This window comes from Streptomyces sp. NPDC054849 (assembly GCF_053610945.1).
In genome coordinates this window covers 1-20,939 of the sequence record NZ_JBSGZI010000126.1, presented here as the reverse complement: position 1 = coordinate 20,939, position 20,939 = coordinate 1, and the positions used below count along the sequence as shown (strand labels likewise).

General features: G+C 72.5%; 14 protein-coding genes. 5 read left to right on the top strand and 9 right to left on the bottom strand.

Going from position 1 to position 20,939, the window contains the following annotated elements:
* Nucleotides 1-82 precede the first annotated feature (82 nt).
* The 3 genes from ACWGIF_RS34225 to eccD all read right to left on the bottom strand — a co-directional run bounded on the left by ACWGIF_RS34225 (nucleotide 83) and on the right by eccD (nucleotide 4,607).
* Entirely contained in the window at nucleotides 83-2,305 is a 2,223-nt protein-coding gene (locus tag ACWGIF_RS34225; protein WP_453503354.1) for a polyribonucleotide nucleotidyltransferase, read from the bottom strand.
* 314 nt (nucleotides 2,306-2,619) lie between these two features.
* Nucleotides 2,620-2,907: a 30S ribosomal protein S15 gene (gene rpsO, locus ACWGIF_RS34220; protein WP_007266917.1), complete on the bottom strand. Its 288-nt coding sequence runs from the start codon at nucleotides 2,905-2,907 to the stop codon at nucleotides 2,620-2,622.
* A gap of 182 nt (nucleotides 2,908-3,089) precedes the next feature.
* A complete protein-coding gene (eccD, locus tag ACWGIF_RS34215) occupies nucleotides 3,090-4,607 on the bottom strand; it encodes a type VII secretion integral membrane protein EccD (protein ID WP_453503351.1) in 1,518 nt (505 codons plus the stop codon).
* A 221-nt stretch (nucleotides 4,608-4,828) separates the two neighbouring features.
* Between eccD and eccCa the strand changes: the two genes are divergently transcribed.
* Together eccCa and ACWGIF_RS34205 are read left to right on the top strand one after the other, a co-directional pair.
* Nucleotides 4,829-8,782 (top strand): type VII secretion protein EccCa, encoded by a 3,954-nt coding sequence (gene eccCa / locus ACWGIF_RS34210; RefSeq protein ID WP_453503349.1) that lies wholly within the window; start codon nucleotides 4,829-4,831, stop codon nucleotides 8,780-8,782.
* Between the two features lie 124 nt (nucleotides 8,783-8,906).
* Complete coding sequence (locus ACWGIF_RS34205) at nucleotides 8,907-9,152, top strand: DUF397 domain-containing protein (protein WP_327264736.1); 246 nt, start codon at nucleotides 8,907-8,909, stop codon at nucleotides 9,150-9,152.
* An 82-nt stretch (nucleotides 9,153-9,234) separates the two neighbouring features.
* Here the strand turns inward: ACWGIF_RS34205 and ACWGIF_RS34200 are convergent, their stop codons facing one another.
* From ACWGIF_RS34200 to eccB, 4 genes are all read right to left on the bottom strand, one after another.
* Nucleotides 9,235-9,543 carry a WXG100 family type VII secretion target gene (locus tag ACWGIF_RS34200; protein WP_453503347.1) on the bottom strand — a complete coding sequence of 103 codons (309 nt, stop codon included), beginning with the start codon at nucleotides 9,541-9,543 and terminating at the stop codon, nucleotides 9,235-9,237.
* 43 nt (nucleotides 9,544-9,586) lie between these two features.
* Nucleotides 9,587-9,934 (bottom strand): hypothetical protein, encoded by a 348-nt coding sequence (locus tag ACWGIF_RS34195; RefSeq protein WP_453503345.1) that lies wholly within the window; start codon nucleotides 9,932-9,934, stop codon nucleotides 9,587-9,589.
* A gap of 213 nt (nucleotides 9,935-10,147) precedes the next feature.
* Nucleotides 10,148-11,434 carry a type VII secretion-associated serine protease mycosin gene (mycP, locus tag ACWGIF_RS34190; protein WP_453503343.1) on the bottom strand — a complete coding sequence of 429 codons (1,287 nt, stop codon included), beginning with the start codon at nucleotides 11,432-11,434 and terminating at the stop codon, nucleotides 10,148-10,150.
* 11 nt (nucleotides 11,435-11,445) lie between these two features.
* On the bottom strand, nucleotides 11,446-13,023 hold the full coding sequence (gene eccB / locus ACWGIF_RS34185; protein ID WP_453503341.1) for a type VII secretion protein EccB: 1,578 nt from the start codon (nucleotides 13,021-13,023) through the stop codon (nucleotides 11,446-11,448).
* A gap of 258 nt (nucleotides 13,024-13,281) precedes the next feature.
* Between eccB and eccE the strand changes: the two genes are divergently transcribed.
* The 3 genes from eccE (at nucleotide 13,282) to ACWGIF_RS34170 (ending at nucleotide 17,752) form a co-directional block, all read left to right on the top strand.
* Nucleotides 13,282-14,556: a type VII secretion protein EccE gene (gene eccE, locus ACWGIF_RS34180; protein WP_453503339.1), complete on the top strand. Its 1,275-nt coding sequence runs from the start codon at nucleotides 13,282-13,284 to the stop codon at nucleotides 14,554-14,556.
* On the top strand, nucleotides 14,553-15,251 hold the full coding sequence (locus tag ACWGIF_RS34175) for a hypothetical protein (RefSeq protein ID WP_453503338.1): 699 nt from the start codon (nucleotides 14,553-14,555) through the stop codon (nucleotides 15,249-15,251). The genes eccE and ACWGIF_RS34175 overlap by 4 nt, the downstream gene beginning before the upstream one ends.
* Before the next feature lie 107 nt (nucleotides 15,252-15,358).
* Entirely contained in the window at nucleotides 15,359-17,752 is a 2,394-nt protein-coding gene (locus tag ACWGIF_RS34170; protein ID WP_453503337.1) for an SCO5717 family growth-regulating ATPase, read from the top strand.
* Nucleotides 17,753-17,833: 81 nt separating this feature from the next.
* Here ACWGIF_RS34170 and ACWGIF_RS34165 read toward each other — a convergent pair whose 3' ends face one another.
* Nucleotides 17,834-18,790: a bifunctional riboflavin kinase/FAD synthetase gene (locus ACWGIF_RS34165; protein ID WP_453503336.1), complete on the bottom strand. Its 957-nt coding sequence runs from the start codon at nucleotides 18,788-18,790 to the stop codon at nucleotides 17,834-17,836.
* Between the two features lie 655 nt (nucleotides 18,791-19,445).
* On the bottom strand, nucleotides 19,446-19,931 hold the full coding sequence (locus ACWGIF_RS34160) for a hypothetical protein (protein WP_453503334.1): 486 nt from the start codon (nucleotides 19,929-19,931) through the stop codon (nucleotides 19,446-19,448).
* Between the last annotated feature and the right edge of the window lie 1,008 nt (nucleotides 19,932-20,939).

Here is a 20,939-nt window from a genome sequence, read left to right as displayed (position 1 = left end):
CGGCCATTGAGGAGGGTTTGGGTCCGGTCGACGGCCCGCCCCTCGGAAGAGGGGCGGGCCGTCACACGGGAACTACGCGACATCACTTGTCGGAGTCGTCCTTGTCAGCGTCGTCGCCGGCGGCCTCGCCGTCGATCACGGGGATCAGGGAGAGCTTGCCGCGCTGGTCGATCTCGGCGATCTCCACCTGGACCTTGGAGCCGACCGCGAGCACGTCCTCGACGTTCTCCACGCGCTTGCCACCGGCGAGCTTGCGGATCTGCGAGATGTGCAGCAGGCCGTCCTTGCCCGGGAGCAGGGAGACGAAGGCACCAAAGGTGGTGGTCTTGACGACCGTACCCAGGTAGCGCTCGCCGACCTCCGGCATGGTCGGGTTGGCGATGCTGTTGATCGTGGCGCGGGCGGCCTCGGCGGCCGGACCGTCGGAGGCACCGATGTAGATGGTGCCGTCGTCCTCGATCGTGATCTCGGCGCCGGTGTCCTCCTGGATCTGGTTGATCATCTTGCCCTTGGGGCCGATGACCTCACCGATCTTGTCCACCGGGATCTTGACGGTGATGATCCGGGGGGCGAACGGGGACATCGCGTCCGGCGTGTCGATCGCTTCCATCATCACGTCGAGGATGTGGAGGCGGGCGTCGCGGGCCTGCTTGAGCGCCGCGGCCAGGACGGAGGCGGGGATGCCGTCCAGCTTGGTGTCCAGCTGGAGGGCGGTGACGAACTCCTTGGTGCCGGCGACCTTGAAGTCCATGTCGCCGAAGGCGTCCTCCGCACCGAGGATGTCGGTGAGGGCGACGTAGTGCGTCTTGCCGTCGATCTCCTGGGAGATCAGACCCATGGCGATACCGGCGACGGGGGCCTTGAGGGGCACACCGGCGTTCAGCAGCGACATGGTGGAGGCGCAGACCGAGCCCATGGACGTCGAACCGTTGGAGCCGAGGGCCTCGGACACCTGGCGGATCGCGTAGGGGAACTCCTCGCGGGTCGGGAGGACCGGCACGATCGCGCGCTCGGCGAGCGCGCCGTGGCCGATCTCGCGGCGCTTCGGCGAACCGACGCGGCCGGTCTCGCCGACGGAGTACGGCGGGAAGTTGTAGTTGTGCATGTAGCGCTTGCGGGTCACCGGGGAGAGGGTGTCCAGCTGCTGCTCCATGCGGAGCATGTTGAGGGTGGTGACGCCCAGGATCTGGGTCTCGCCACGCTCGAACAGCGCCGAGCCGTGCACGCGCGGGATGGCCTCGACCTCGGCGGCGAGGGTGCGGATGTCCGTGATCCCGCGGCCGTCGATGCGGACCTTGTCCTTGATGACGCGCTCGCGCACCAGGGCCTTGGTCAGGCTGCGGTACGCGGCGGAGATCTCCTTCTCGCGGCCTTCGAAGGCCGGGAGGAGCTTCTCGGCGGCGATCTCCTTGACGCGGTCCAGCTCGGTCTCGCGGTCCTGCTTGCCCGCGATGGTCAGCGCCTGGGAGAGCTCGCCCTTGACCGCGGCCTGGAGGGCCTCGTACACGTCGTCCTGGTAGTCCAGGAAGACCGGGAACTCGCCCTCGGGCTTCGCTGCCTTGGCGGCCAGGTCGGCCTGGGCCTTGCAGAGGACCTTGATGAACGGCTTCGCGGCGTCGAGACCCGCGGCGACGATCTCCTCGGTCGGCGCCTCGGCGCCGTCCTTGACGAGGGCGATGGTCCTCTCGGTGGCCTCGGCCTCGACCATCATGATCGCGACGTCGCCGTCGTCCAGGACGCGGCCCGCGACGACCATGTCGAAGACGGCGTCCTCGAGCTCGGTGTGCGTCGGGAACGCCACCCACTGGCCGCGGATCAGCGCGACGCGGACGCCGCCGATCGGGCCGGAGAAGGGCAGGCCGGCCAGCTGCGTGGACGCGGACGCGGCGTTGATCGCCACGACGTCGTACAGGTGGTCGGGGTTGAGCGCCATGATCGTGGCGACGACCTGGATCTCGTTGCGCAGGCCCTTCTTGAAGGACGGGCGCAGCGGGCGGTCGATCAGGCGGCAGGTGAGGATCGCGTCCTCGGAGGGGCGGCCCTCACGGCGGAAGAAGGAGCCGGGGATCTTGCCGGCCGCGTACTGCCGCTCCTCGACGTCCACCGTCAGGGGGAAGAAGTCGAGCTGGTCCTTGGGCTTCTTCGACGCGGTGGTGGCGGACAGCACCATCGTGTCGTCGTCCAGGTAGGCAACGGCGGAGCCGGCGGCCTGGCGGGCCAGACGGCCCGTCTCGAAGCGGATGGTGCGGGTGCCGAAGGAACCGTTGTCAATGACGGCCTCGGCGTAGTGGGTCTCGTTCTCCACTAGCGTTTTCTCCATTTTCGTCGTCTCCGTCCGTCGCCCGTGTGGCGGTGGACGGTTGCGGAGAAGCGCTCCTGGCCTGGGGCCGGTCTTCGATCGAAGCACCCGGTTCGCTGCCCGTGGGGGCATTCCGGGTGCCACTACCGAGGACCGGCGGCGTAGGGAGGGCGCTTCTCCTCTTCTGTTGTGCACGTCTTCGCACGTCTTGATCAGACGTACACGTGCGTCCTTTCCAGACTACAAAGGGTCCGGTCCGTCCCGCACGTACAGCAAAGGGAGCGGCCCCCGGATGTGGGAACCGCTCCCTTCACGGCGTGTTACTTGGCGCCGGCCGCACCGCGGCGGATGCCGAGGCGCTCGACCAGCGTACGGAAGCGCTGGATGTCCTTCTTGGCCAGGTACTGCAGCAGGCGGCGACGCTGGCCGACCAGGATCAGCAGACCACGACGGGAGTGGTGGTCGTGCTTGTGCGTCTTGAGGTGCTCGGTCAGGTCCGAGATGCGGCGGGAGAGCATCGCAACCTGGACCTCGGGGGAGCCGGTGTCGCCCTCCTTGGCACCAAACTCTGCGATGATCTGCTTCTTCGTAGCGGCGTCGAGCGGCACGCGTACTCCTCGTATGGGTCTTCGTAGCCCCCGAGTGCCCCAGGTCTGAATCTCTGGGGAGCTTCCGTAACTCGGGAGGCGGGGTCCGCTGAGCGCAGTCCGCAGACCCTTGGCAAAGGAGTCCGGGGACGCGTACACAAACGGCCGTCACACAGCGTACCAGGCTGCCGCTCGGCCCCGTCTCAGCTGGTGAGAGCCCGGGCCCGGGCGTAGACGTCCAGGACGGCCAGGGCCAGTGGCACCAGGCTGAGCAGGACCGCCGCCTCGGTGAGGTCGAGCAGGCGCCCCCAGAAGGGTGACAGACCCTTGCGGGGAATGACCAGCGCAATTCCGGCGAGGAGGGCCGCTCCGGCCGCGACGGCGGCGGTCAGCCAGATCGTACGGAGGTCCAGGCCGCTGCGGTCCTGCTCCAGGACGAGCGCTTCGAGCAGGTCGGTCGGCGGGTGCAGGGCCATGCCCAGGATCAGCAGCGCGACGGCGGCCAGTCCGGCGGTCAGGGCGCACACCACCTGGGAGGTGTAGCGGAAGAGGCGGGCGCGCAGCAGCATCGCGAGGCCGGTGGCCAGGGCCAGCAGGCGGCCCCAGGTGTTGTCGGAGAAGCCGAGGACGGCGGCGGCTCCGACGGTGACGGCGGCGCAGCCGCCGACCAGGCCGAGCAGCATCTCGTGGCCGCGGCGGGCCTGGGCCGCGATCGCCTCGGCGTCCAGCGGGGTGCCCGGGTCCTGCTGGTCGGAGCCGGACTGGTCACCGTACGGATCGGCCTCGTAGCGGTCGGGGGTGGCCGTGTGCTCGGTGTACTCGTCCGTGGCGCTCTGGGGGGCCGCGTAGCCGATCGGCAGGCGGGCGAAGCGGGCGGAGAGGCCGGGGAGGAAGGCGACGAGGCCGATGGCGACGGGGGCGCAGACGGCCGCGGTGTAGGTGGCGGAGGCCTCGGTGGCGATGGCGACGAAGGTGGCGAGGGTGCCGGCGGCGGCGACGAAGGTGGCCGCGACGAAGGGGGCGTCGCCACTGGGGGTGAGCGCGACCAGGGCGACGGACGCGACCAGGACGCAGACGCAGCCGAGCAGGAACTGGAGCCGGCCGGGGCCGTGGCCGGCAGCGGGGGCGATGATGCCGGAGCCGGCGATCAACAGGTGCGGCAGGGCGCCGAGGCCCAGCGCCACGGCGGAGCCGCGGTCCCGGTAGACCCGGGCGCGCACGCCGGCCACACCGGTCAGCAGGACGCCCACGGCGCCCGCGATGATGCCGGGCAGGCCGTGCATGTCGTGGCGGATCGGGTCGGCGTACCAGAGGACGAAGCCCAGCATGACGAGCAGCAGGGCGGCGCCGGCCAGGCCCGCGCCGCGCAGCATGTCGTCGCTCCATCGGTGCCGGTCGCGGACGACGGCGGAGGCGACGGCGTCGGACACGTCGTCGAACACGGCCGGCGGCAGGGACTCGGCGAAGGGACGCAGGCTCAGCACCTCGCCGTCGAGGACCTGTTGGGCGGCGAGCGTGCGCGCGCCGTCGAGGACGGTGCCGGAGCGGCGTACGAGGTGGAAGCCGGTCGGGGCGCCGACGGGCTGGGTCTGGCCGGTGAGGCGCAGCAGCTCGGGGTAGACGTCGGCGACGGCGATGTCCTCGGGGAGGGCGACGTCGATCCGGCTGTCGGGAGCGACGACGGTGACCCTGCAGAAACCCGTCGTACCGGCCGTACTCACCTGTGTGACCCCCCTGGTTGGCGCCCGCACCGGCGGACGATTCGCGGATGCGCATGCTGCGCGCGCCACCCTACAGGGGGCACGTCCCGGCGATGGCTGGGGGAGTGCGGCCGACAGTCGGCAAGTAGGATCACGGTCGCGTGGGGGAGACCCCCTTCGCGCCCGGGACTTGGGGGCGCCGGTTGCGACGTCCCGTCCGTTTTCGAGGGATTGATGCTCCGGTGAGCCAGATCGTCGTCAAACGCCCGCCGCGGGCCCTGCCGCCCGAAGTGCCTTCGGACGAGCTGCGGCTGGAAGCTCCGCCGGAACTTCCGCGCGGGCAGCAGGAGGGCATGCTGATGCAGCTCCTGCCGATGCTCGGCATGGGCTCCTCCGCCGTCTTCTTCTTCATGCCGGGTGCGGCGCCCTTCATGCGCATCATGGGTGTGCTGATGCTGGTGTCGACGGTGGCCATGGTCGTCGCCCAGCTGGTGCGCCACCGGCGCGGTACGCAGGGGCAAATGGCCGATGTGCGCCGGGACTACCTCAAATACCTGGCGCAGACGCGTCGTCAGGTACGCCGGACCGCACGGTTCCAGCGCGACGCGCAGCTGTATCTGCACCCGGCCCCCGAGCAGTTGTGGTCGGTGGTGGCGGAAGGCTCGCGGCTGTGGGAACGGCGGGTCGGCGACCAGGACTTCGGGCAGGCCCGGCTCGGGCTGGGTGCGCAGCGCCTGGCGACCGCACTGGTGGCGCCGGAGACGGCGCCCGTGGACGAGCTGGAGCCGCTGACGGCGGGCGCGATGCAGCGCTTCCTGAAGGTGCACTCCTCGCTGGACGGGCTGCCGATGGCGCTGTCCATACGGGCCTTCTACCACGTGACGGTGTCCGGGGAGCCGGAGTCCGCACGCAGTACGGCGCGGGCGATGGTCGCGCAGCTGGCGACGCTGCACTCCCCCGAGGACCTGACGGTGGCCGTGGTGGCCGCGCCGGGTGCGGTGCCCTCGTGGGACTGGACGAAGTGGCTGCCGCACACGCAGGTCCCGGGTCAGGTCGACGGGGCGGGTACGAAGCGGCTGTTCGGCGACGACCTCGCCGAGCTGGAGGGGCTGCTGGCGCCCCGGCTGGAGGGCAGGCCGCGGTTCAGCCGGGAGGTGTCCCCCGTACTGGACCAGCCGCACCTGGTGGTCGTGCTGGACGGTGGCATGGTGCCGCCGGACTCCGCGTTCGCGGCGGCCGAGGGGCTGCAGGGCGTCACCATCGTCGAGGTCGTCGCGGGCGAGCTGGACGAGCCGCGCGGCGGGCTGTCGGTCGTGGTGCGGCCGGGCCGGCTGCGGCTGGAGTCGGGTGCGGGGGTCGCCTACGAGGGCGTTCCGGACACGCTGTCGCTGCCCGCGGCCGAGGCCCTCGCCCGGCAGCTGGCGCCGCTGCGCACCGGCGGCGGGGACGACGACGAGCCGCTGCTGGCCAATCTGGACTTCACCGACCTGCTGAACCTGGGCGACGCGGCAGCGGTCGACGTGGCGCGGACCTGGCGGCCGAGGTCGGCCGGTGAGCGGCTGCGCGTTCCGATCGGTGTCGGCGAGGACGGCGCCCCGGTCATGCTGGACCTCAAGGAGGCCGCGCAGGAGGGCATGGGTCCGCACGGTCTGTGCGTGGGCGCGACCGGTTCCGGCAAGTCGGAGCTGCTGCGCACGCTGGTGCTGGGTCTCGCGGTCACGCACACCTCGGAGACGCTGAACTTCGTCCTCGCCGACTTCAAGGGCGGTGCGACCTTCACCGGCATGGGGCAGATGCCGCACGTCGCGGCCGTCATCACCAACCTGGCGGACGACCTCACGCTCGTGGACCGCATGGGCGACTCGATCCGCGGTGAGCTCCAGCGCCGTCAGGAGCTGCTGCGGTCGGCGGGCAACTACGCGAACATCCACGACTACGAGAAGGCCCGCGCGGCCGGCGCCCCGCTGGAGCCGCTGGCCTCGCTGGTGCTGGTCATCGACGAGTTCTCCGAGCTGCTCACGGCGAAGCCGGACTTCATCGACATGTTCATCCAGATCGGCCGCATCGGCCGGTCGCTGGGCGTGCACCTGCTGCTGGCCTCGCAGCGTCTGGAGGAGGGCAAGCTGCGCGGGCTGGACACGTACCTGTCGTACCGGATCGGTCTGCGGACCTTCTCGGCGGCGGAGTCGCGGACGGCGATCGGCGTGCCGGACGCCTATCACCTGCCGTCGGTGCCCGGTTCGGGCTATCTGAAGTTCGGTACGGACGAGATGACCCGCTTCAAGGCGGCGTACGTCTCGGGCACCTACCGCTCGGGCGGGCCGGACCTGTCGGTGGGGCTGTTCCCGGTGGAGCGCAGGCCCGCGCTGTTCACGGCGGCCCCGGTGCCGGTGGTGTACGCGGCTCCGGACCCGGCGTACCTGGCGGCGCAGCCGGTGCGGGAGGACGACGCGCTCGCGGACACGGTGCTGGACGTGATCGTGAGCCGGCTGGAGGGGCAGGGGGTGCCGGCGCACCAGGTGTGGCTGCCGCCGCTGGACCAGGCTCCGCCGCTGGACCAGCTGCTGCCGGCGCTGGCGCCGAGCGCGGAGCGCGGGCTGCACGCGGACGGGTACACGCGGCCCGGCGGGCTCGTCGTACCGCTCGGCCTCATCGACAAGCCGTTCGAGCAGCGGCGCGAGGTGCTGTACCGGGACTTCTCGGGTGCGGCGGGCCACATGATGGTGGTCGGCGGTCCGCAGTCGGGCAAGTCGACGCTGATGCGGACGCTGATCTCCTCCTTCGCGCTCACCCACACCCCCCGCGAAGTGCAGTTCTACGGATTGGACTTCGGTGGTGGCAGCCTGTCGTCCGTCGCCGAGCTGCCGCACGTGGGCGGCATCGCCTCGCGCCTGGACCCGGAGCGGGTCCGGCGTACGGTCGCGGAGGTGGGGGGCATCCTCAACCGCCGCGAGGAGTTCTTCCGCTCGAACAACATCGACTCGATCAACACCTACCGGCGCCGGCGCGCGGCGGGTGACCTGCCGGGCGAACCGTGGGGCGACGTGTTCCTGATCGTCGACGGCTGGGGCACCTTCCGGGGCGAGTACGAGGGCCTGGAGCAGATCGTCACGGACATCGCGGCCCGCGGTCTGGGCTACGGCATCCACGTGGTGATCACCGCGGCGCGGTACATGGAGGTACGGGCGGCCCTCAAGGACCAGATGCTCAGCCGGCTGGAACTGCGGCTCGGCGACACCATGGACTCCGAGTTCGACCGCAAGGTGGCGGCGAACGTCCCCACGGGGATGCCGGGCCGCGGCCAGGTGGCGGAGAAGCTCCACTTCCTGGGCGCGCTGCCGCGGATCGACGGCTCGCACGAGGCCGGGGACCTCTCGGAGGCCACGGCGGCCTTCGTGGAAGCGGTGAAGCAGAACTGGTCGGGGCAGGCGGCTCCGGGCGTACGGCTCCTGCCTCGGCTGCTCCACTCCGACCAGCTGCCGAAGGGCGGGGAGTTCCCCGACCGCGGCATCGCGATCGGCATCGACGAGACCGATCTGGAGCCGGTGTTCATCGACTTCGAGTCGGATCCGTTCCTCCTCGTCTTCGGCGAGAGCGAGTCGGGCAAGACGAACCTGCTGCGGCTCATCGCCCAGCAGATCGCGCAGCGCTACACGCCGGACCAGGCGCGTCTGGTCGTGGGCGACTACCGGCGCAGCCTGCTCGGGGCGCTGCCGGAGGAGCACCTGCTGGAGTACGCGCCGATGGTGAGCTCCCTGCAGATGCACATGGAGGCCCTGGGCGGGGTGTTCTCGCGGCGGCAGCCGCCGACCGACGTCACTCCGCAGCAGCTGCGCGACCGCAGCTGGTGGACGGGCCCGGACGTGTTCATCATCATCGACGACTACGACCTGGTGTCGACCAGCCAGGGCAATCCGCTGGCGCCGCTCGTGGAGTACCTGCCCTTCGCCCGGGACACGGGTGTCCGCTTCATCATCGCGCGCAACTCGGCGGGCGCCTCGCGCTCGCTGTACGAGCCGTTCATGCAGCGGTTCAAGGAGCTGGGCGCGCAGGGACTCGTCCTGTCGGGAGACCCGTCCGAGGGCGACCTGGTCGGCAACGTGCGGCCGCGTCCGATGCCGCCGGGCCGGGCCTACTTCGCCTCGCGCAGGCGGGGTACGTCGCTGGTCCAGCTGGGCCGGATGCCGGGTCTGTGAGCCTCTGCCCGGTGGCCGGCCGCGGCGCCGGCCACCGGGCGGATCGGCTGGAAATCCGTCCCGGCCGGCGGCGCAGCCCCGATAATCGGCGGTGAAGACCGCGCCACCGAGGGAAAGGCCGCCCATGGGCACCCAGCAGGAGAAGGACGAGCTGTACGCGCTCGACATCAGCGGTGTGGAGTGGGAGGGTCCGCCCGGGACCAGCCCGGACGAGGAGCGCGTCGAGATCGCCCGGCTTCCCGAGGGGGCGGTGGCCATGCGGTCCTCGCTGGACCGGGACACGGTGCTGCGCTACACCGCCGCCGAGTGGGAGGCCTTCGTACTCGGGGCGAGGGACGGCGAGTTCGACCTCGACCGCCACGAGCCCTGAGGGGCCGGCGCACGGTACGCCGAAGGGGCGCGCCCGGTGCGGGCGCGCCCCTTCGGCACGTGCGGAGTGACGAGGGCCGGGCTCAGTAGGCCTCGGTGAACAGGCGCGAGGCCTTCACGTCGGTGGCGCGGTAGTCGCCCTTGCCCTGCTCGATGAGCTTGGCGATCTTCTCCAGCTCCTTGTTCATCACGTCGGCCTTGCCCTTGTACTTGCCCTGAAGGGTGACGTACTCGCGGTGCGCCTCACCGTCCCAGGTGTCCGTGACGACCTTCAGGGCCTGTTCCATCTCGTCCAGGTCCTTGAGGATGTTCGAGGAGACGACGCGGATGCGGTCCGCCATCTGCTGAACGGTCTCATACCGGACCCGGGTGTTCCCGTCGTTACCCGACATGTTCTTCTCCTTCTCGCTGCGACCGGCTGGAAAACGCGTGGTGTCAGACGCTCTCGAGGCCCGAACGCGGGCCGGAGCCGGACGTGGGCTGGACGGCCGACTTGAACGCGGCACGCACCTCTTCGTCCTGGGCGTTGCTGAGGTTCTTCGTCTGCGCCACCGCGTTGTGCAGGACACCGAGCAGCCTGCGGATCTCGTCGTGGCTGTCGTTGAGCGTCGTCTGGGCGGTGATGAAGCCCGAGGCACCCACACCGGTCCAGCCTGCGCTCACGGTGGCGAGGATGTCGGCCAGTTCGCGGGCCTGCCTGGTGACGGCGTTGGCCGTCGTCTCGATCTTGTTCTTCGCCTGGACGACCGGATCGTCTGCAAGTCCGAAGGTGTTCGTGCTCATCGAAGCTCCTCACTTCTCAATTCGCCGGCAGAACCGGCGGATTGCGCAGCGGAGCGGACGCGCCTGGCGCGGATGTGAGCCGCGCGCCCCGGGCTGTCCCCCTCCGCTTCACGCGATCCCCCGATCACACTCGTGAAGCCTGGTGTCACTCTAGCCAGTTCATCTGACAGGCCCAACACCGGCAGCCCGCCTCCCTTGATGAACTGTGGCCGTTCACTGCAAACGGCGTCGGCGGTTGCGGGCGTCCCGCACGACCGTTGCGGTACCCGCGATGACCGCGATCAGGACGGCGCCGATACCGAGAGCGTATGTGCCGAAGCGCTCCTCGCGCTCCTGCGCCGTCTCGGTGAGCTGCAGCGGCGCCGCCTCGGGGGCGGCGGCCGGAGGCGGGCCGGGGTCCGGGACCGGGGCCTTCGGGGCCTGCTGGTCCTGGCTGAGCGCGCGCACCGGGTCGACGATGCCCCAACCGACGTAGTCGTCGCGGTCCTTGACCGCACGCTCGGCGGTGTTCTGGATCTGCCAGACGATCTGCTGGGCGGACCAGTCCCCGTGCTCGGCGCGCAGCAGGGCGGCGACCCCGGCGACGTACGGCGCGGAGAAGCTGGTGCCGTTGTCGATGCACTGGCCGAAGCCCGGGACGGTGGAGACCATGTCGACGCCGGGAGCCGCGACCCCGATGAAGTCGCCGGGCTGGGAGAACGCGGCGCGCTCGTTGTTGCGGTCCGAGGCGCCCACCGCGAGCACGCCGGGGAAGGCCGCCGGGTAGGTCTTGCGCTTCTCGCCGCTCATGCCGTCGTTGCCCGCCGAGGCCACCACCACGACGTTGGCGGCGACGGCCTTCTGTACCGACTTGGCGAGATCGGAGTCCGCGGACAGCGGCACGTCGGTGTCCTGGGAGATGTTGATCACGTGGGCGCCCTTGGCCACCGCGTGGTCGATCGCCTGGCTCAGGGACAGGGCGTTGCCCTTGCCCTGCCCGTCGTTCTGCCGGATCGGGATGATCGTGGCCTCGGGGGCCAGGCCGACGAAGCCGGTGCCCTCCTGGGGGCGGGCCGCGATGAGCCCGGCGACCTTGGTGCCGTGGCCGACGGTGTCGTTCGTGCCGTCGCCGCCCTTGGGGTCGACGAAGTCCTTGCCGGCGCCGGTGTCGATGGCGCCGCTGAGCTGCGGGTTCGCCCGGTCCACACCGGTGTCGATGACGGCGACCCGGACACTGCCGCCGTTCTTGTCCTTGCCCTTGGTCTGCACCCAGAGCTCGTCGAGCAGGAGCCGCTGCAGGGCCCAGGGGCGGTCCGCGATCTGCTTCTTCATGGGGAAGGTGCACTCCCCCGCGCCGTCGAGGCGCAGCGCGTACGGGGGGTGCAGCGCGTACGGGTGCAGCGCGTACGGGTGCAGCGCGTCCGCTCCGGCCGCGGAGGCCGGACCCGCGCCGAGGGCGGCCAGGGTCAGGGCGAGGGCGGCGGTGAGCAGGGCGCGCCGGGACTGCGGGGGCTGGGGCATCGGCGGCTTCCTCACGAACCCTGCGGCTGGCGGGCCGAGTTGGTGTCCAGGCGCGGACCCTTGGAGAGGAACTCCGACCAGGCGATGGGCACCATGGCCGGGGCGACGGTGCCGTAGCCGAGCCGGACCTGCGCCTGGCTGGCCTCGGGGCGGGCGTCCGTGCCGTCCTTCGACTGGTCGGGCGCGCCGATCTTCGACTGCTCGGCGTCGCTGTCGCCGTTGGCCTGGACGGCGTATCGCAGACCGGTGTCGGTGACCAGGAAGAGGGAGCCGCCGGCGGTGGTCTGCTTGCCCTGGACCTGGGTGTAGAGCAGCCCCGAGCCGGGGGTGACGTACGCGCTGGTGCCGCTGGCGGTGATGTCGATGGGGAAGCCGGTGCCCGCCCAGGTGCTCAGGGTCTGGTTGCCCTGGCCGTCGACGGAGCGCAGGACGTTGCAGACGGTGTCGCGGTGGGTGCCGCCGTTCGACTGCGTGCCGGCGGGCGCCGCCGTCTGGTTGATCCGGTCGGTCTTCTTCTGCGGCCACTTGACGGCGCCGGCGAAGGGGACGGCGTCCGGGTTGAGCGACTGGAGGTCGACCTCGCGGGCCTTGCCGTGCATGTTGAGGCCGTCGGTCGCGGGCGCCGAGATCAGCAGCCAGGCGGCGAAGTCGGAGACCGGCGCGACCTTTCCGGGCAGCACCACGTAGTGCTGCGCGCCGGAGCCTGTCTGGGCCTTGAGCACCATGCCGACCTTGTTGTCGGCGGTGGCCAGGCCGCTCACGCCGGCGTCGGCGCCGGCCTTGCCGGGGAGCGCCGGGAAGGACAGGTCGTCACCGGAGTTGAGGGTTCCCAGCCATTCCGGGGTGACCTGCTGCGGGGTCGCGCCGGTGCCGACCAGGGCGGTGGTCATCGTCCCGGCGGCCGGGGTGCCCTCCGGGAACTTGTACTTCGTCCCGCTCGCGTCGATCAGGTAGCGCTCCTGCCCCGGGCCGGTGCTCTGCACGTACAGCGACTGGGTGTCGGCGAGCCTGCGGGCGTCGTCCGTCTTGGCGGCCTCTCGGTCTGCGAGGACGAAGGTGGCGGTCTGCACGCCGCGGCCGTTGCCGCCCGGCTGCTGGCAGACGGCCCAGCGCTTGGCCTTGCCGGCGTCCTCCTTGGACGGGAGCCGGTCGGGGGCGTAGGGGATGCCGATGATGGGGCCGCGCGGCGGCTTGCCCGCGTCGAGGACCTTGTCCTCGACCTGGACGACCTTGAACTTCTTCGGATCCAGGAGGAGTCGGGCGGAGGCGAGATTCAGCACCGGGTGCAGGCGGGTCTGGTCCTTGCCGTTGACCTTCGTCGTCAGGACCACGTACCGGGTCGTCGAGTCCTTGCCGACGATGACCCTGGTCCCCGGCTCCGCCCAGCCCTTGGGCGCCGTCGGCTTGAACATGCCCCAGGCGCCGAATCCGGCGAGGACGACGGCGCCGAGGATCATTCCCGGAAGGACGGCGCGCAGCGGGCGCGGAGCGCCCTCCTCGGTCCCCGTGGCGGATGGCTGGAGGAACGCGGCCACCGTGCGCCGCTTCGCAAAGGTGTACGCGTTGAGCTCATCACGTCGTGATGCCATGACCGCCTGCTTCTCCCCGCACGGCCCGGCCGGTGAGTACGGTCCCCGGGCCTCGATTGTCGGACCGGGCACCTACTATGCCTCTTGACGGACGGTATGCACGGGCCGGGTAGGGTGAGGCTGCCGCTCAGCGCCTTCCGCACCGGGGTAATCAGGGCTTGTTGGGGTGGATTGGGGAGATTCCGGGGCCGTGCGGCAGGGTTCGCGCAGCGCCGGGACTCATGGGGTCTGGCCCCGGAAAGGGGAAGTGCGCGAGTGATGGCCACCGCGACGGAGCCGCAGACCGGCTCACCCGCACCCGCACGTGGCGGGGTGACGCCGCATCCGGAGTCGAGCCCCGGCCGCTTCGGGCCGTTCCGACTGCAACAGCTCGTACTGCTCCAGGTCGCCGCTGCCGCCCTGTTGGCCGCCTGGGTGGTCGAACCGCTGCTGCTGGTTCCCACGGGCGTCCTGGCGCTCGTCCTCGTGGTGCTCGCGGTCGTACGCCGTCACCAGCGCTCCCTGCCGGAATGGATCGGCAGCGCGCTCGCGCTGCGCGCGCGGCGCAGGCGGGCCGCGTCCCTCGTCGTGCCCGCGGGCACCGAGCCCGGACTCGCCCCGCTGGTCGAGGCCGATCCGGCCCTGCGCACACTCACGTTCAGCGACCGCGACCGCCGGCCGGTCGGGATGATCGGCGACGGGACCTTCCTGACCGCGGTCGTCCAGGTCGACACGGACGCCACCGCCCTGCGCCCCGACCGGGCGGCGAGGCCGCTGCCGCTCGCCGTCGTACGCGACATCCTCGAAGTGGACGGCATCCGGCTGGAGTCCGCACAGCTGGTGCAGCACACCCAGCCGGCGCCGGCCCCGCACCTGCCGGCCCAGTCGATGGCCACCCGTAACTACGCGCCGCTGCAGGCCCGGACGGGCACCCCGGCGGTGCGGCTGACCTGGATCGCGCTGAAGCTCGACCCGGAGCTGTGCCCCGAGGCGGTCGCCGCGCGCGGCGGCGGACTCGCGGGCGCGCAGCGGTGCCTGGTGCGCGCGGCCGACCAGTTGGCGAGCCGGCTGGCCGGAGCCGGGTTCAAGGCCACCGTGCTGACCGAGCAGGAGCTGACGGCGGCGCTGGCCACGTCCTCGTGCGCGAACCCGATGGCGATCACCCAGGCCGGGCGGTCGGCCAGCACCGGACGGCGCACCGAGGAGACCTCGCGGATCTGGCGCTGCGACGACCGGCGCCACACGACGTATTGGATAGGCCGCTGGCCGCAGCTGGGCGGCGCCGGGTCGGCGGCGCTGCCGCAGTTCGTGGCCCTGCTGACCTCTCTGCCCGCGCTTGCGACGAACTTCAGCCTGACGATGGCCCCCGCGGACCGGCAGGGCGTGACCCTGACCGGACACGTACGGGTGACCGGGCGCAGTGACGAGGAACTGGTCGCGGCGCGCAGGGAGTTGGAGCGGACCGCGCGGGGCGTGAAGACCGGGCTGGTGCGGCTCGACCGTGAACAGGTGCCGGGGCTGCTGGCTTCGCTGCCGCTGGGAGGGGCGCGATGAGGGGCGGTTTCGGGCTGGTCGGCCCGCGGCGGGAGCGGCACGTGGTGCCCGCGGCGGACATGGACCTGCTGGCGCTGCCCGTCGGGGACGACGGGGTCGTCATCGGCGTGGACGCCGAGGGGCGGTCGGCGGTGCTCGGCATCAACCGGCCGACGCCGTACGAGGTGACGCTGATCGGCGGTCTGTGGACGGCGCAGGTACTGGCGCTGCGCGCGGCGGCCACGGGTGCGCGCGTGGCGGTGGAGACCGGGCGCGGACAGGTGTGGTCCGGGCTGGCGCAGGCGGCCGGTGGCGGGCAGCAGTGCGTCACCCTGCACGAGGTGGGCCGGATCCCGCCGCAGGGTGCGTCGGCGGGCAGTCCCGTGCTGGTCATCCGCGACTGCGGGATGCGGCCGCCGCGCGGGCGTGTCGTGGCGGGGCCGTGGCAGTCGGTGCTGACCCTGCTGCCGTATCTGAGCCCGACGGCACCGCGGTTGCTGCAGCAGTCGTCCCTGGTGGGCGTGCAGCGGGTGTCCCCGGACGAGGCGGAGCAGATCGGCCGCCTGATGCAACTGCCTCGGCAGGCCGTCACCGCGCTGCCGACGCTGGGCGACGGGGTGACGCTGTGGTGTACGCCACGGGACCGGCAGTTCGTGATGACCCAGGGGACGGACGCGGAGACGGGCCTGCTGGGCGTGGCCCGGCGCATCGACTGACCGCGGCCCCCGAGGGCGGGCGGACAGTGGTGTCAGGGCGCGATTAGGCTGGGTGCGGGCGCGGCGAGGTGGGCGCCGGACCGGTGTGCGACAGACCAGGAGGACCAGTGAGCGGCGATCGGAACGAGAGGCGCGGCGGGACGTGGGACGTCCCGACGGACGATCAGTCCGACGCGGAGCCCGAACTGACGGGCGAGTTCACCATCGACTACACCCCGCCGGCCTGGTACACGCAGGACACGCCGCCGGCCGCGCAGGTGCCGGGGCTCCCCGAGGGCAGCGGCTTTGAACCCCACCGCCCGACGGACCTGGATTCGCCCTCGACGATGCGGATCGCTCCGCCGGCTCCGCGGAATCCGTCCGACGGCGCGGGCCTGCCCGCCCCGTTCCCGGCCGCCGCTGCGGCCCCGGTCGAGGCCGAGAGGGTCACCCCTCCTGCGCTCCCCTATTCCACTGCGGCCCCGATCGAGGCACCGGAGCCCTTCGAGGCCCCGGCGGCGGCTCCCGCGGCCGACGCTGCTGTCCCGGATGCGGCCCCGACCGCGGCTCCGGCCCCGTTCGAGGTTTCCGTCCCGGCAGAGACTGCGGCTCCGGTTCCCTTCGAGTCCTCGGCACCCGCTCGGTTCGAGGCTCCGGCGCCCGCCGACGCTGCCGCTCCGGCTCCGTTCTCGGCTCCTGCCCCTTCCGAATCTCCCGTTCCCGCTCCGGTCGAGGCTCCGGCTCCGGCTCCGGCTCCGGCTGACGCTGCTGCGCCCGCGCTCGAAGGACCGGCCCCGGTCGCGCCGTTCACTGCTCCCGCCGAGGCGGCCCAGCCGTACGCGATTCCCGCTCCGGCCCCCGCCGACGCCCCGCCCGCCGCCGTCGCGGCCCTTGCGCCCGTCGCCGCCCCCGACCCGGCCACCGAAGGCCCCGGCCCGGCGGCCGGGGCAGCATCCGGAGGCTGGGCCGGTCCGCAGGACACGCCCGCGGAGGGGACTGCGCTCCCGCCCTCCGCCGAACAGTCGGCGGCTCCGGTGGCCCCCAGGGACGTACCGCAGGCCGCCGGGGAGACTCCGTTCGGGGGACCCGCCGGTGAACTGCCGCCGCTGCCGCCCGCGTTCGCGACTCAGGACGCCTACCCGTTCCCGCCGCCGGCCCCGCAACAGCAGCAGGCCCACCCGCAGCCGCAGGCCCACCCGCAGCCGCAGCCGCAGCAGTACGACCCGCGCTCCGCCGGACAGTGGCCGGTCGGTCCCGGGCAGCAGCAGCCGCCGCAGCCCCAGCCGCAGGCGCACGACCCGCGTTACTCGGCAGGCCAGGCCGGCGGCGGCGGGGCACCGCTCGGCTACACCGCCGCCGTCGAGCTGTCCTCCGACCGCCTGCTGCGCAACAAGCAGAAGCCCAAGAACAACAACAACGGCGGTGTGGGCGGCCGCTTCCGCTTCGGGGGCAAGGCTGCCGAAGCGGAGCGCCAGCGCAAGCTGGAGCTGATCCGCACCCCGGTCATGTCCTGCTATCGCATCGCCGTCATCAGCCTCAAGGGCGGCGTCGGCAAGACCACGACCACCACCGCCCTCGGCGCCACCCTCGCCACCGAGCGCCAGGACAAGATCCTGGCCATCGACGCGAACCCCGACGCCGGCACGCTCGGCCGCCGTGTCCGCCGCGAGACCGGTGCCACGATCCGGGACCTGGTCCAGGCGATCCCGTACCTGAACTCGTACATGGACATCCGCCGCTTCACCTCGCAGGCGCCCTCCGGTCTGGAGATCATCGCCAACGACGTGGACCCGGCGGTCTCCACGACCTTCAACGACGAGGACTACCGCCGCGTCATCGAGACGCTGGGCCGTCAGTACCCGATCATCCTGACCGACTCGGGCACCGGTCTCCTCTACTCCGCCATGCGCGGCGTCCTGGACCTGGCCGATCAGCTGATCATCATCTCGACCCCGTCCGTGGACGGCGCCAGCAGCGCGAGCACCACCCTCGACTGGCTCTCCGCGCACGGGTACGCCGACCTCGTCTCCCGCTCCCTCACGGTCATCTCCGGGGTCCGCGAGACGAGCAAGATGATCAGGACCGAGGACATCGTCCAGCACTTCGAGACCCGCTGCCGCGGTGTCGTCGTGGTGCCGTTCGACGAGCACCTCGCGGCCGGCGCCGAGGTCGACCTCGACATGATGCGGCCCAAGACGCGCGAGGCCTACTTCAACCTCTCGGCGCTGGTGGCCGAGGACTTCGTGCGGGCCCAGCAGCAGGCGCCGCAGGGTCACTGGGGAGCGCCCCAGCAGCAGCACCAGGCTCCTCAGCAGCCCCACCAGCCGCACCAGCCGCAGATGCCGCCGCAGCAGCCCTATGGACAGCCCCAGGGCCAGCCCCCGTACCAGCAGCCTCCGCAGCAGCCGCAGCCCTACGGTCAGCCGTACCCCCAGCCCGGCCAGCCCTGGCAGCAGCCCCCGGCCCCGCAGCAGCAGCCTCCGCAGCCCCAGCACCCCCCGCGGGACCCGCGCCTCGGCTGACCGCAACAGGAAGGGCCCGTACCACCCCGGGATCGGACAAGGATCCGGGGCGGTACGGGCCCTCGCCCGTTCGTTCGTCCGTCAGCGCTGCGCGTCGTACGCGTCCGTGAGCACCCGCGCCCGCTTCACATCGTCCGCGATCGCTTCCAGCAGCCCGTCCAGCGACTCGAACTTCGCCATGCCCCGTACGTAGGCGAGGAAGTCGACGGCCACGTGCATCCCGTACAGGTCCAGGCCGATGCGGTCGATCGCGTACGCCTCCACGGTCCGCTCGGTGGCGTCGAACTGCACGTTCGTCCCCACCGAGATCGCCGCGGGCATCCGCTCGCCGTCCGCGGTCAGCCAGCCCGCGTAGACCCCGTCCGCCGGGATCGCGGTGTGCGGCGCCGTCTCGACGTTCGCCGTCGGGTAGCCGAGCTCGCGCCCGCGCTGCGCGCCGCGCACCACCACGCCCTCGACCCGGTGCGGGCGCCCCAGGATCTCGGCCGCGCCCTCCATGTCGCCCTCGGCGACCAGCCTGCGGGCCAGCGTCGAGGAGAACGGCACGCCGCCGCCCGCCGCGCCCCGCTCGACCAGGTCCACGACCTCGACCTGGTAGTCGTAGGTGGCGCCCATCTCACGCAGGAAGTCGACGTTCCCCGCGGCCCGGTGGCCGAAGCGGAAGTTCGGTCCCTCGATGACGGCGCGCGCGTGCAGCTTGTCGACGAGCACCTTCACGATGAAGTCGGCCGGGGACAGCTGCGAGAACTCCGCCGTGAACGGCAGGATCAGCAGCGCGTCCACGCCCAGCCCGGCCATGAGTTCGGCGCGCCGGTCGTACGGGGCCAGGATCGGCGGGTGGCTGCCGGGTCGCACGACCTCGCTCGGGTGGGGGTCGAAGGTGACCACGACGGACGGGACGCCGAGCGCCCGCGCCGTGGACACCGCCCGGCCGATGATCAGCTGATGTCCCCGGTGCACGCCGTCGTAGGAGCCGATGGTGACGACGCTGCGTCCCCAGTCCTGGGGGATGTCCTCCAAGCCACGCCAGCGCTGCACTGTGACCGCTCCTCGCCCGAACCCGTTTAGTCCTTGAACTGATTGCCGATTGCAGGTCTAAGACTGCCATGCCGGTGGCCGCTGCCCCGCATCGGCATCGGGCCGGGACGCCTGCCGCCGTCTCCTCACGTCACATCGGGGGCCGGCTGCCGAGGGTCTCCACCGTGCGCCGGCCGCCCCGGCTCGGCGGGGGCCGCGGCCTCCGCCCCCGTCGCCGCCACCCAGCGGGCCACCAGTGCGCCGAAGCCCGACGGGGACCGGGCCGGCGCACCGTCCGCCGTTCCAAGACCGCCGGCCCGCCCGGGCCGTCGGCAGCTGCCGCCCGGTGCGGGCACAACAGCTCCCGCCCACGCTCCTCCGGGCGTCGTGCCGTCCCCTCCCGCGGATCGGTTTCCTTGCGGCAGGAGTACGTCGGCCGGTTCGCCCCGCAGTGTGGACGAGGCCTCCCCGCCCGGCGCGGCCAGTACGGCGGCCGGCTCCGCCCCGACCCCGGCCGCAGCGAGGCGCTGTGGAGCGGGTCCAGGAGGAGTGGGCGCTGAGGCCGCGGCCGGGCCCTGTCCGAGACTCCCGTCCACGAAGACGGCGGCGTGCGGTGCGTCCGCCGGGCGCCGCGCGAGGTGCTCCCGTACGAGGTCACCCGCGCGCCGGGCCGGCCTCAGGTGGTCAGCGCGGCCAGGGCACGCACCACCTCCCCGTCGGCCCGGGCCCGCAGGGGGGCGAACACCGCGTCCTGGTCGGGCGGCACGGGCAGCGCCGCGACCAGCGCCGCGGCGGGGAGCCGGGAGCAGAGCCCGGTTCGCGGAAGCAGGCGAGGGCGTCGGGCAGGTAGCGGCTGCGTACGTGCGGGTCGCGGAGCAGCATCGCCAGGGCACTGCCGTGCAGGGTGGCGTCGGCAGGGCGGGCGGCGGCGCCTGGGCGGCGTTGCGGAGCAACTCGCGGGCGGCGGGGGTGCGTACGTGCGTGCGGTGGCGGGCTCGTAGGCGGCGGCCGCGGCCCGGCGGCGGGGCCGTCCGTCGTGCGCCCGGCGGTCCACGGACCGGCATAGGGCCAAGGGCTCGTCCTCGGCGAGTACGGCGAGCAGCCCGTCGGCGCGCGGGTGCGTGGGTGTGGTGGTGAGGAGCGCCTCGGTGAGGCTGTCCACGACAAACGGCGGTGGGTGTGCAGCAGGCCTGCGCGGCGGCGGCGACGGTGGCACCGGGTCGGCCGCCCAGTCGGCGGCCGTCGGTGACCCAGGCGCAGAGCAGCGGCTGCGACCGCTGCGGATCCCGGGCGAGGCGGCGGGCCGCAGCGTCCAGGAAGCGGTTCCCGGCGGCCGGTCGGGTCGGTTGCGGCTGCGGCGCGCAGGGCCATCGCCGAGCCGCCGGAATGGTGCTCCGCTTGCAGAGCAGTGCCCAGTACCGCGAGCACCGCTCCCGTGGCGGCGTCCAGACCGTGCCCCCGCAGGCCTCCGCGCCCAGCAGGAGCCCGTCGCGGCTGTCCGCCCGTCCCGATCCCGGCCCGGCACCGTGTGGAAGCAGCCCGTCGCCGTGTAGGTGACCTCCGCGCCCCGAGCACCAGCGCCTGCCGCCATCCCCGCGTGGGCAGCCGTACGCAGGTCCCCGGGTCGATCGCCTCGCACAGCGCGACCGGCAGCGGCCGTACCCCTGGGCCGTCCGTCCGTACGAGCGCCAGCGCGAGCCCTGGCAGCGCGGTCACGTCCGCCGCCTCGGCCGGCCAGGTCTGCCCGGCCGGTTCCGGTCCGTGCAGCGCCACCCGGGGCAGGCCGTCGACGGCCTCGTGGCTGGTGACCATCGTGCCGCGGTCGTCGGCGACGAATCCGCTGCCGCGTGCCCGCCCGGCCTGATCGCAGATGTTGACGAGCTCCGCCATGGCCGCCGCACCACTCCCCCGCAACGCCCGTGCTCATGACGGTAGGCAGGTGAAGATCAGAACGAACAGCACGCGAGGCGATTGCGCCCCCTTACGCTCCCTCCAGTCACTCCGAGCGCCTGCTCGGACGGGTGAATATGGGGGTCCGGATGGATAGAGACCTACCCGAGGGGGGTCGTGGGGGGGGGGGGGGGCCGCGGGGGGGGGGGGGACGACGCACCCCAAAACCCCCCCCCCCCCCCCCCCCCCCCCCCCCCCCGGGGGGAGGGGGAGTAGTATA